Source organism: Vibrio minamisatsumaniensis (assembly GCF_050337445.1).
Taxonomy (GTDB): domain Bacteria; phylum Pseudomonadota; class Gammaproteobacteria; order Enterobacterales; family Vibrionaceae; genus Vibrio; species Vibrio artabrorum.
Window position 1 is genome coordinate 1 of the sequence record NZ_JAKJSY010000048.1, and the last position, 12,132, is coordinate 12,132.

Sequence of the window (12,132 nt, forward strand, 5' to 3'; positions counted from 1 at the left end):
TTACAAAATCACAAGTCAGTTACACACAAATCCAATATAGGTGTGAATGGTAATTTTGTAAAAGCAAAAAAAAGACTCATTTAAGAGCCTTCAGGGATTTCAACGTATTTATTTTTTCTTTTTCTTTACGTTTTCTTTTGGTGGAGAGTACTCACACAGGTCTTCAATGATACAGCTGCCACAGCGGGGTTTGCGCGCAACGCAGGTGTAGCGTCCATGAAGAATGAGCCAATGGTGGACATCCAGTTTGAATTCTTTAGGGATAACTTTAAGCAGCTTTGCTTCGACATCGTCGACGGTTTTCCCCATCGCGAGTTTAGTGCGATTTGATACTCGATAGATATGAGTATCAACGGCGATGGTTGGCCAACCGAAAGCGGTATTCAATACGACGTTGGCTGTCTTGCGGCCAACACCGGGAAGGGCTTCTAATGCTGCACGATCTTCCGGTACTTGACCATTATGTAGGTCAAGTAGCATACGACAGGTCTTAATGGTGTTTTCTGCTTTCGAGTTAAACAGACCGATGGTCTTGATGTACTCTTTTAAGCCATCAACACCTAGGTCGAAAATCGCTTGCGGCGTATTAGCAACTGGATAAAGCTTATCAGTGGCTTTATTGACGCTGACATCGGTTGCTTGCGCAGATAAGAGCACGGCGATCAGCAACTCGAAAGGGCTGTTCCAGTTAAGCTCAGTTTCAGGCTTCGGGTTGTTTTCTCTTAAACGCTTAAGTATTTCTACTCGTTTTACATTATTCATAGCGACATTACTTTCAAATAGTTTGGGCATGAAGTTTGGATTACTTCTGCTTTATTATCGGTTACGCGCTCTGATGAGCGTCATTATTATAGGTACTATTTAGATCAAATTTTCCCGTTGAGTGGTTGAGCTAACTCTGCGGGGTTTAAGCAAATTTCACTTATCAGGCATTGGTCACGCGAGCGCGTTCAATGACAGGTTTCTCTTGTTTTGGTAGTCGAGATTTTGTTCGGTCATCTATGATGTTTTTCAAGGCAATCAAAAAGCCGACACCGATGAAGGCACCCGGTGGAAGCAGGGCTAACAAGAAGCTGTTATCAAATTGGAATATCTGGATTCGTAATACCGAAGCCCAGTCACCAAGGAGCAGGTCTGCGCCATCAAATAGGGTTCCGTTACCAATAATCTCACGCATCGCACCTAGTACAACCAGCACCGAGGTCATGCCAAGGCCCATCCAGAATCCATCTTGAGCAGCAGGCAGCACTTCGTTTTTAGAAGCAAAGGCTTCCGCACGACCAATGATGATACAGTTGGTAACGATAAGCGGGATAAAGATACCTAAAGAGAGGTAAAGCCCATACGCGTAAGCGTTCATCAGAAGTTGAACACACGTGACTAGCGATGCAATGATCATGACGAAAACTGGGATTCGCACTTCTTTTGGCACGTGGTTACGAACCAAAGAGACAGATACGTTCGAACCGACTAAGACCATTAATGTCGCAATCCCGAGCCCAAGTGCGTTCGTTACCGTTGATGATACGGCCAACAGCGGACATAACCCAAGAAGTTGTACCAGGGCAGGGTTATTCGCCCACATGCCATTTTTAATTAGTGTTTTATGGTCATTCATTATTCACCACCGCAATTGAGAGGTTGAGCAAGCAATGCTTGGTTGTTTTGGTTGACGTATTGAACCGCTTGTTTCACTGATTTTACGACAGCCCTTGGTGTAATAGTTGCGCCAGTAAACTGGTCAAAGTCACCCCCATCTTTACGAACCTTCCAATGGTCGAGGTTCGATTCCGTCACTTGTTTACCCGTGAATGAGAGAATCCAATCACTCACTCTTAGATCAATCTTATCCCCTAAGCCCGGAGTCTCTTGATGGGAAAGAACACGAGTTCCTAAAATTGTGCCATCAATTTTCATCCCAACAATCACTTTAATCGCGCCGTTGTAGCCATCTGGTGCAATTGCTTCGATCGCAATCGCGGTTGGTTTACCATTAAGTCGAGCAATGTAAGCGGGCATTGCTTGGTCTGTACCGAGCTCTTCTGCTTGAACTAGAGTACAGGCTGAAAACAGTTGATTGTCGTGCAGATCAAGCGGGATCACTTGGTTAAGTATAGAGAGTAATTGAGCTTGCTCTTGTTGCTTGATTTTGTCTTTAGTCAGGTAGTCAGTCACTGCAACTAACCCCGTTGAAGCACATGCAAAAATCGCAAGAACAAGGCCGTTTTTCTTAATTGTCTTTAGCATGGTATCCGCTCCTTAATGGCCGTATGTACGAGGTTTGGTGTAGTAGTCAATCAGTGGAACACACATGTTGGCTAACAATACAGCAAACGCGACGCCATCAGGGAAGCCACCCCAACTGCGGATGATAAATACAAGCCCACCGATCAGAGCACCAAATACTAAACGACCTTTGACTGTGGTTGAGGCGGAAACTGGGTCGGTCGCAATAAAAAATGCGCCGAGCATAGTCGCACCAGACAAGAGATGAATGGTTGGCGACGCGGTTTCACCGGGAGTGAGCATCAAGAATACTAGGCTAAATAGGGTCAAGCTGCTCAGAAACGCCACCGGGATATGCCATTGAATCACACGCTGTTTGATCAGTACTAGGCCGCCAACAAGGTAAGCAAGGTTTACCCATTCCCAACCCACGCCAGCTAACCAGCTAAATTGAGGTTGGGATAGAGCTTCTGACGTTGTATTGCCTGCCGTTAATGCAGTTTTAAATGCATCGAGTGGTGTTGCCATTGTGGTGCCATCAATACCTAAACGGACTTGTTGTAGAGACAGCCCTTCATTATTGAAGCCAGTAAAGATCATCAAGAATGAGTCAACAAAGCTCGTTGCGTTAGCCGCTAAGCTGGTCGGTGGATTCCAACTGGTCATTTGAACTGGGAATGAGATCAGCAAAACAACGTAAGCCACCATCGCTGGGTTAAATGGGTTTTGCCCCAGCCCGCCGTATAGATGTTTGGCGATAATAATTGCGAAGAACATACCTATCACTAATATCCACCACGGAGAGTGTGGAGGAATTGCGACACTCAGCAGCCATGCAGTCACAACCGCGCTGTAATCACGCAGCGCCATCATGGGTGGGCGCTTTCTGAGCAGCATGACAGCGGCTTCAAAGGCAATAGTAAGTACAATAGCAAAGACTAATTGAATGAGTGTACCCCATCCAAAGAAGTAGGTTTGAGCTAACAGACCTGGCAAGGCACAAATAGCGACCCACTTCATTATATCTGGGGTGCTTCTACGACTGTGCGCGTGCGGTGAGCTGGCGATAAAGAAGGCCACTACTCTTTCTCCTCATTATTCTTTTTGTCTTGCTCTTGCTGCGCTTTCTTCGCTTTAGCGCGAGCAATAGCGGCAGCAACGGCTGCTTTTTTAGGATCGACGGGCTCTTGTTGAGCCTCAGCCTTGATTTTGTCTACAGGCGCGACATCAGATGCTTCGGTCGACTTTGCTTGCTGCGCTTTCTTGGCTTTCGCGCGAGCAATAGCCGCGGCAACAGCGTCTTTCTTGGCATCACCACGACTTTCAGATGAAGCCTCAGAAGCGGGTTCAGCTTGCTGCGCTTTCTTGGCTTTCGCGCGAGCAATAGCCGCGGCAACAGCGTCTTTCTTAGCATCACCACTACTTTCAGCTGGAGCCTCAGAAGCTGACTCTGCTTGCTGCGCTTTCTTGGCTTTCGCTCGAGCAATAGCCGCGGCAACGGCGTCTTTCTTGGCATCACCACTACTTTCAGCTGGAGCCTCAGAAGCTGACTCTGCTTGCTGCGCTTTCTTGGCTTTCGCACGAGCAATAGCCGCGGCAACAGCGTCTTTCTTAGCATCGCCGGAACTTTCAACCGGAGCCTCAGAAGCGGGTTCAGCTTGCTGCGCTTTCTTGGCTTTCGCGCGAGCAATAGCCGCGGCAACAGCGTCTTTCTTAGCATCGCCGGAACTTTCAACCGGAGCCTCAGAAGCGGGTTCAGCTTGCTGGGCCTTACGCTCTCGAGCTAGTTTCTTACGCTCTTCACGCAGTTTAGACATTTCAGAGTTGTCTGGCTCTGCGTCATTTGCTTTCAGAGCCGCAGCTTGTTTGGCTTTCGCTCGAGCAATGGCAGCGGCGACTGCGGGTTTTACGTTGGGTTCTGCTGACGTATCTTGATCAGCCGCGGATTTTTGCGCTTTAACGCGAGCAATCGCAGCGGCTATCGCATCATCACCGTTCGCTGACTTCATGTCCTTACGACGGTTATCAGCAGCTTTTTTGAAACGATTTTCACGTTCAGCTTTATCACGCTCCATACGAGCGTTCTTCTCTTCAAAACGAATCTTGGCGCGCTCAGCCGCCATTGCTTCGTCTTTTCTTGTTTTGATTTCGGCTTTCGCTTGGCGATAGTACTGAACAAGCGGGATTTCACTTGGGCAGACAAACGCACAAGCACCACATTCAATACAGTCTTTGATATTGAGTTCTTCACACTTGTCCAATTCGTTGGCTTTGGCATGCCATTGCAGTTGTTGAGGAAGCAGTGAAGCAGGGCAAGCTTCGGCACAAGCGCTGCAACGAATACATTCCATCTCGTAAGTGCTTGGTGAAATTTCACGACGTGTTGGCGCTAAAATACAGTTCGACGTTTTGGTAATGGGCACATTGGTATGTGGCAAGGTGAAGCCCATCATTGGGCCGCCCATAATCAAACGCGGCAGTTTTTTATCGGCTTTGTAATCAAACTCTTCAAGTAACTCATGTACTGGTGTGCCAAGTAGCGCCCACACGTTACGAGGTTGCTTGAAAGTGTTGCCAGTTAATGTCACAACGCGGTTAATCACAGGTTCGCCGTCGATTATCGCTCGCTTAATCGAGTAGAGAGAGCCGACGTTCTGAACCAACACGCCAATATCCGCAGGAATGCCGCCAGCAGGCACCTCTTTATTGGTGAGGATCTTGATCAGTTGTTTTTCACCACCAGAAGGGTATTTGGTAGGGATAACACGAATGACGATATCTTTGTCTTTTGCTGCTATCTCAAGTGCTTTAATGGCCGTTGGTTTGTTGTCTTCAATGCCGATAACCGTCAACTTAGGTTGAAGGATGTGTTCAACCACTTCGATGCCTTTTAATATTTCGTCGGCATGTTCTTGAAGCAACTTGTCATCAGAGGTGATGTAAGGTTCACATTCCGCTGCATTGACGATCAAAATGTCAGTACGACCTAAGCCGGATTGAAGCTTCTTAGCCGTAGGGAAGCCTGCGCCGCCCATGCCTGAAATACCAGCTTGGCGAATCACATCAAGCAATTCGTCAGAAGTCTTTGTCGAAAAATCGTCAACTGGTTTTTTTTCAATCCAAGTGTCAAAGCCATCTGGTTTAATCACGACACTCAATTCACTCAAGCCTGAAGGGTGAGCGGTGGTTCGCGGTTCGATCGCGGTAATCACACCCGATGTTGGTGCGTGTACTGGTAAAGTAAAACCCGTGTCTAAGGCGGTCAGTTGTTGGCCTTTTAGTACAGTATCGCCCACAGTAACCAACAGGTTACCCGATTTACCGATGTGCTGTTTCACCGGAAGAATGATTTGTTGTGGGAGCCTTGCATGAATGATATCAGTCGTGTTGGACTGTGTTTTGTTTTCAGCTGGGTGCACACCGCCTGGAAAATTCCAAATAGAGCCCGTGCGAATTTGTTCAATTAAAGAGATCATACTAACCCTATGCTTTAGGCTCTGACGCGGTCGCATCAGTTGCTTGGTTAGTGATATCAGTAACAGGGATGATGTTCATCTGCCATTTCCAATTGTCCGTCGTTGTTGCCACTGGAATCATTTCGATGCAGTCGGTTGGGCATGGTGCAACACAGAGGTCACAACCTGTACATTCATCTTTAATGACGGTGTGCAGTGCCTTGGTACCACCAACAATGGCGTCAACAGGGCAGGCTTGAATACACTTGGTACAGCCGATACACATATCTTCATGAATGAAGGCAACGGTTTTTACTTTGTTATCTAAGTCATGGGCGGAGTCTTCAACTTCTACACCCATTAAGTCGGCAAGCTTCTCAATGGTTGCTTGGCCGCCGGGCGGACATTTGTTGATTTTGTCTCCGTTAGCGATCGCTTCTGCGTATGGGCGACAACCAGGGTAACCACACTGACCACATTGAGTTTGCGGCAATATGCTGTCGATTTGATCGACGATCGGATCGGCTTCTACTTTAAAGCGGATGGATGCAAAGCCCAAAATGGCACCAAAAACGGCGGCTAATACGGCGAGTGCCATGATTGCAATTAAGATGGTACTCATGCTTACTTCACCAATCCGGTAAAGCCCATAAATGCCAGAGACATTAGGCCTGCTGTAATCATCGCAATCGATGCGCCTTTGAATGGCATTGGAACATCGGCTACCGCAATACGTTCACGCATCGCTGCAAATAGAATCAAAACGAGCGAGAATCCAACCGCAGCGCCGAAACCATAGATGATCGATTGAATGAAGTTGTGATTTTCATTGATGTTCAAAAGTGCCACACCTAACACTGCGCAATTGGTGGTGATGAGGGGTAAGAAGATGCCCAATAGGCGATATAGGGTTGGACTGGTTTTGTGTACGACCATTTCGGTAAATTGAACCACCACCGCGATAACCAAGATGAAGCTCATGGTGCGCAGGTATTCAATACCCAGAGGGGTAAGGACGTAGGTTTCCACTAGGTATGCAGAGACCGACGCTAACGTCAGAACGAAAGTCGTCGCGAGGCCCATGCCAATCGCAGTCTCCAGTTTCTTGGAGACTCCCATAAATGGACATAGTCCTAAAAATTTCACTAGCACAAAGTTATTGACCAGTACTGTGCCAACCAACAACAAAAGGTATTCGGTCATAATGGATTAATTCTTGAGATTCCGATCCCGATATTATCCTGCTTTGCTCACCTAATAACAACCAAGGATCACTAGGGATTTAGACGCTTGGTGAAAAAATCAACGAGTAACCGTTTGATTAAGATGCCTCCGATTAAGTATAGGTGGGTATTTGATGGGAATGAAAAATAAGATTAACCGAATGACAACACATCAAATCAATCCTATTTCCTTTTCTGTAAAAAGTATCGAGGAACGAAATTACTCAGCCTTTATGAACCAGAACGTTGCTAATTAATATTTCGAACAGAGGCTCTGCGCACCAAAATAGGCATAAATAGCTTATGTTCCGCGTGCTCTTTTGGTTCGTCACTTGCAAGTTGCAGAGCGAGTTTCACCGCTTGGTTTGCCATGACTTGGATCGGGTAACGAATGGTGGTTAACCTTGGGTAAATGAAGCGAGCAATGTGGCCGTCATCAAAACCAATAACGGATATATCTTCTGGAATACGAACGCCATTTTCTTGTAATAACGCCAAACAGCCTGCTGCCATGTAGTCGTTATAGGTTGCAATGGCCGTGATATCTGTGTTTTTTGCCATTAAGTTAACCATGGCTTGTTCACCGCCTAACTCGTCAGGTTCACCATATTCGATGTACTCATCGTTCGATTCAATACCATTATCTTTTAATGCATCCAAATAGCCGGCTAAGCGGTCGTGAGCATCTTCAATATCGTGACTTGAGCAGATGTAGCCAATGTGTTGGTGACCATTTTTAATTAAGTACTCGGTGGCAATGTAAGAGCCGCGGCGGTTGTCGAGAGCAATACAGCGGTTTTCGATATCGGGAACAATACGATTGATCAGTACCATTCCGGGCACTTCATTGGCCAGTTTGACTAACTCTTCATCGCTAATGCCTTTGCTATGAACGACGAGTGATTCGCAGCGGCTGTTGATCAGTAGATTAATGGCATTGCGCTCTTTGGTGGCGTCATGGTAACCGCTGCCAATCAGTAACTGCTTTTCTTGCTCGCTTGCAACGGTATCGATGGCTTTAATCATCGAGCCAAAGAACGGGGCGGAGACATCATTAACCAGTACTCCAATCGCGTTTGAAGACTTGCTGACCAATGCACGTGCGTTGGCATTTGGGCGATAGCCGAGTTTTTCCATGGCGGATTTTACCGCCGCAATTGCGGTTTCACTGGTGTGAGGTGCGTTGTTGATGACTCGAGATGTGGTTGCGATTGATACGCCAGCTTCCTTCGCAACATCTTTAATGGTAGCCATTTCACTCTCTTATACTGAATATACGCTGTGTGTTGATTTAACAACGGATAGTTAGGCAATTCAAATACTAAACTTCAAATATGATGAGTTTTTATGGTTTATTTTTTGATTGGGTTATTGTTTGAAAATAAAAAGCCAAGCTCTAGGTTTGAGCTTGGCTTTTGAGTCACATTGGCGTGTGCGCTGTTGTCGTGTGAAGTCAGGTCATCACAGGTAACCCAAAGTAATAGAGGAACCAAGTGGCTTCAAAGTAAGCGGCTTGGCCCGAACCTACTTACGCTGCGCTTGTTAGTGTAACCTGATAACGATATTGATGGTCGGTGAGTTGAAACTCTTGGTGAACACTTGGGCTCCAAGAATCATCACCACCAACGCCCATATGTTGGTGATCAATGCGCACATAGATTTTCTCTTCATGAGTCAGGTCATTAGTATGTTTCGCCTCCGTTAATTGTTGTTGGCTGTACTGACTCACACTGAATGAAAAATCGCCTTCGATCCCGATATTTCCCACATTTAAGTTTTTGGTTCCGCAACGTAACCCGCTATCGGTTGGGAATATATACGGCGTGTGCATCTGATCCAGTGTTTGTTTGTGTAAACCGAATCGAGCCGCGGCCAAACGGTCTGGATAGTTTTCGAATGGCCCTAATCCCTGCCACGAAATCGGAGTTTCATTGGCTGTTTCGAGTGGTAAAGGCAGCTCCATTTCAAGGCCAATGCGCGGCATCGGTGGTAAGTGATTGGCTAAGGTGACATCAACCGCGATCTTCATTTCACCTAGGTTATTTAAGGTGAATTGCCATTTTGTAATCGCTTGGATTTGGCCATTAAATTGGTAGGCGAATACTGACGTCACTTGTACTGAGTCTGCGAGTGCTTGCACGACACAACTTGTACACTGACGTTCCCATTGACCAATGCCTGCAAGTTCCCAGCGACAAGCCCATGCATTTGGGTCGATGTTGTCTATCTCACTGATACCAATATCGTTATCAAGTGGTGCGCGATAGAAATTATCGACGGGTGCCTTAATGACTTGTGGTTGCCCATCCACGGTCCAGTGGGTCAACAGGCCGCTCTGTGTATCCCATTGCCATTGATGAGTTTCATCTAGGCTAGACACGACGACTTTATTGTCTTGCTGATTTAACTGAGGAGCCAAACCATGTGCAGTGCTAGGGAGTTGCAAGCCAGCATGGTTACGTAAAGCAAACTGCTCCGTTGCACAAACATGGCCTTCTTTCGCCCACTTGGTTGAATGAATCAGAGTAATATCGGTGTTGAGGTGATATTCGGCTTGTGCTTTTGGTGTGAAAGCGAGGTCAATGACCAGCTCTTGTTTACTCTCTTCAGCAACGGATAACAATTGTTGCCCCGATTGAATCACGACGCCACTTTCCAGCAATTGCCAGCGTAAGATTTCATTGTCAGTCGCTCGGAACAGGTTTTCATTGGTTACCGTTAGGCGGCATTGATTTTCAGTTTGCTCTGCTAACGTAACACTGATCATTCTTTGGCAGTATTTCGCCTCTTCTAAGGTCGGATGTATGCTGCGATCTGGGAAGATCAAACCGTTGATACAGAACTGACGGTCGTTGATTGTGTCGCCAAAGTCACCACCGTAGGCCCAGAAGTGTTCACCGTTTTCATCCCACTGGCTTAATCCTTGGTCAACCCAATCCCAGATGAAACCGCCTTGTAGGCGAGGGTATTCTCGGAATGCATCCCAGTAATCATTAAAGCTACCTAAACTGTTACCCATTGCGTGTGCGTATTCGCAAAGAATCAGCGGGCGTTGCTCGTTAGGCAGAGAAACCCATTTCTTGATAGACCATTTTGGAACAGCATCGTCTTCGATTGTACTGTTAACGCGTGCGTACATTGGCGCAATGATATCGGTAGCTGTGGTATTTGAACCTCCACCTTCATATTGTACCGGGCGAGAAGGGTCGTACTGTTTCGACCAAGCATACATCGCATTGTGGCTGCTGCCGTGTCCCGACTCGTTACCCAAAGACCAGATGATGATAGAAGGGTGGTTCTTATCACGCATGACCATTTGCGTGTAACGACTCATGTAAGCGTGTGCCCATTGTGGGTCGGCAGACAAGCGATTCATCGGCTGCATGCCATGGGTCTCGATGTTCGCTTCATCACACACGTATAAACCGTATTCGTCACACAGCTCGTACCATCGTGGATGGTTAGGGTAGTGAGCGGTGCGCACAGCATTGAAGTTGTACTGCTTCATTAGACAGATATCGCGGATCATGTCTTCTTCTGTCATCACATGCCCCAACTCTGGGTGATGCTCATGACGGTTGACGCCGCGAATCAATAGCGGTTTGCCGTTTAGCTTTAGCTGACCGTCTGTCATTTCGACTTTACGGAACCCAACTTGATAAGCTTCACTTTCTATGTGGTGACCTTGCTCATCAAGCAATGACACGACAATTCGGTAAAGGTTAGGAACTTCTGCGCTCCATTTCTTTGGCTCTCGAACATGAAGAGTTTGGAATACCACATCGTCGTAGGTGCCACGCTCGTCAATGCGGCGATTATGAGGGCGATCGATAAGCGGTTTAGTCACCGCGTTTTCACCGTCAAACAGTTGAACCTGAACTTGGTAAGTGTCTGGTGCCGTAATTTTGGTGACAATAGACAGTGAACCATCGCGATAGCATGCGTCTAAATTAGGCGTAACGAACACATCTTCAATGCACTGCTTCGGTTTAGCTAGCAAGGTCACATCACGGAAGATACCGCTTAGCCACCACATATCTTGGTCTTCTAAATAACTACCATCACACCAACGTATCACCATAACAGACAGCGTATTATCGCCAACAGTTAGATACTGAGTTAAGTCGAACTCGGCAGGTAAGCGGCTATCTTGGCTGTACCCAACCCAATTGCCATTACACCAAAGATGAAAAGCGGAATTGACGCCATCAAAGATAATACGCTGGGTGTTCTTTAGGTCATTTTTAGTCAACGTAATTTGAGTGCGGTAACAACCGGTTGGGTTTTCTGCCGGAACAAACGGAGGGTTCACTTCAAATGGGTATTTTACGTTGGCGTAGATAGGTTTATCGTAGCCTTGCATTTGCCAGTTCGATGGTACGGTAATCTCGTCCCATTGTGAGTCATTGAAACTTGTTTCGATAAATTTACCGTCAACTTGTTCAGGTGCATCAAAGTATTTGAACTTCCATTGTCCATTAAGAGATTTGCGTTGTGATTGACTGCCGTCGCGAGCGTGCTTGAGGTTGCGGTAGCTTGATAATGGGCTGTGCGCATTAAGGCAGTGGATATTCACAGACTGTGGGTTTTCCCAATCGCGTCTTTGGATGATGTTTGAAAATGCCTTCATGGTATTCCTACTCTTAAAGTGTTCAATATGGGTAATAATTCTATTAGTCATCGGTTTTTTAAGCTGTGACAGCGAATCTTGTTACTCGTGTCTGGCTTTATGAAGTGCCTCTATTTTTTACCGATGAGTTATTTCTATGCTTGAGTCCTAACTCAATCGAGAGTGTAAATAAATCATGGAAACGTTTTCATGATGGGGTTGGCATTTTTGTGTTTCTGGTGAGTGTACGGTTGTTTTGTGTGATTTTGGTCTGATTATTGAAGGCGTTGTAGTGGATTTGGGTGGGTTTTGAATGGAATCGTTTTCTATTTTGGGGTGTTGAAGAGGATGACTCGTTATTTACTACTGTTGGTATTATGTTAGCTTTTGGTGTTAGTGGTTGAATAGAGTTAATGGTGGCGCGAGGCTATGCCCTGACGGGATTTGAGGTGATTTCTGCAGGTAAAAATAGCCCAGTTAAAAGGATAACTGGGCATGTGAGACAAGGAAGTAAGTATTAACGTCAATGCGAAGCTAGGCTAAAAGCATTGCGTTCTATACCGTCAAGCTGGAGTGTAAAAGTTAGGACCCAGGAGACACTTCATAATTGTACTCTAAA

The 12,132-nt window shown here is 46.3% G+C and carries 9 protein-coding genes; all 9 read right to left on the reverse strand.

Going from position 1 to position 12,132, the window contains the following annotated elements:
- Positions 1-108: 108 nt before the first annotated feature.
- On the reverse strand, positions 109-762 hold the full coding sequence (gene nth, locus L4B77_RS11935) for an endonuclease III (RefSeq protein ID WP_429750653.1): 654 nt from the start codon (positions 760-762) through the stop codon (positions 109-111).
- Between the two features lie 163 nt (positions 763-925).
- The gene (locus L4B77_RS11940) at positions 926-1,618 is read right to left on the reverse strand and encodes an electron transport complex subunit E (protein WP_261837691.1); all 693 of its coding nucleotides are present in this window, start codon (positions 1,616-1,618) and stop codon (positions 926-928) included.
- On the reverse strand, positions 1,618-2,247 hold the full coding sequence (gene rsxG / locus L4B77_RS11945) for an electron transport complex subunit RsxG (protein WP_429750656.1): 630 nt from the start codon (positions 2,245-2,247) through the stop codon (positions 1,618-1,620). Before rsxG ends, L4B77_RS11940 begins: the two co-directional genes overlap by 1 nt.
- A gap of 12 nt (positions 2,248-2,259) precedes the next feature.
- Positions 2,260-3,306, reverse strand: a complete 1,047-nt coding sequence (rsxD, locus tag L4B77_RS11950) for an electron transport complex subunit RsxD (RefSeq protein ID WP_429750658.1) — start codon at positions 3,304-3,306, stop codon at positions 2,260-2,262.
- The gene (gene rsxC / locus L4B77_RS11955; protein WP_429750660.1) at positions 3,306-5,702 is read right to left on the reverse strand and encodes an electron transport complex subunit RsxC; all 2,397 of its coding nucleotides are present in this window, start codon (positions 5,700-5,702) and stop codon (positions 3,306-3,308) included. The genes rsxD and rsxC overlap by 1 nt, the downstream gene beginning before the upstream one ends.
- Positions 5,703-5,709: 7 nt before the next feature.
- Positions 5,710-6,303 carry an electron transport complex subunit RsxB gene (gene rsxB / locus L4B77_RS11960; protein ID WP_261837687.1) on the reverse strand — a complete coding sequence of 198 codons (594 nt, stop codon included), beginning with the start codon at positions 6,301-6,303 and terminating at the stop codon, positions 5,710-5,712.
- Between the two features lie 2 nt (positions 6,304-6,305).
- A complete protein-coding gene (rsxA, locus tag L4B77_RS11965; RefSeq protein WP_261837686.1) occupies positions 6,306-6,884 on the reverse strand; it encodes an electron transport complex subunit RsxA in 579 nt (192 codons plus the stop codon).
- 269 nt (positions 6,885-7,153) lie between these two features.
- On the reverse strand, positions 7,154-8,158 hold the full coding sequence (locus L4B77_RS11970) for a substrate-binding domain-containing protein (RefSeq protein WP_429750662.1): 1,005 nt from the start codon (positions 8,156-8,158) through the stop codon (positions 7,154-7,156).
- A 274-nt stretch (positions 8,159-8,432) separates the two neighbouring features.
- Positions 8,433-11,534, reverse strand: a complete 3,102-nt coding sequence (locus tag L4B77_RS11975; RefSeq protein WP_429750664.1) for a beta-galactosidase — start codon at positions 11,532-11,534, stop codon at positions 8,433-8,435.
- Positions 11,535-12,132 lie beyond the last annotated feature (598 nt).

Excerpts from the sequence above, each read along its gene's own strand:
- nth (WP_429750653.1), bottom strand. The coding sequence starts at position 762 with ATGAATAATGTAAAACGAGTAGAAATACTTAAGCGTTTAAGAGAAAAC.
- L4B77_RS11940 (WP_261837691.1), bottom strand. The coding sequence starts at position 1,618 with ATGAATGACCATAAAACACTAATTAAAAATGGCATGTGGGCGAATAAC.
- rsxG (WP_429750656.1), bottom strand. The coding sequence starts at position 2,247 with ATGCTAAAGACAATTAAGAAAAACGGCCTTGTTCTTGCGATTTTTGCA.
- rsxC (WP_429750660.1), bottom strand. The coding sequence starts at position 5,702 with ATGATCTCTTTAATTGAACAAATTCGCACGGGCTCTATTTGGAATTTT.
- rsxB (WP_261837687.1), bottom strand. The coding sequence starts at position 6,303 with ATGAGTACCATCTTAATTGCAATCATGGCACTCGCCGTATTAGCCGCC.
- rsxA (WP_261837686.1), bottom strand. The coding sequence starts at position 6,884 with ATGACCGAATACCTTTTGTTGTTGGTTGGCACAGTACTGGTCAATAAC.
- L4B77_RS11970 (WP_429750662.1), bottom strand. The coding sequence starts at position 8,158 with ATGGCTACCATTAAAGATGTTGCGAAGGAAGCTGGCGTATCAATCGCA.
- L4B77_RS11975 (WP_429750664.1), bottom strand. The coding sequence starts at position 11,534 with ATGAAGGCATTTTCAAACATCATCCAAAGACGCGATTGGGAAAACCCA.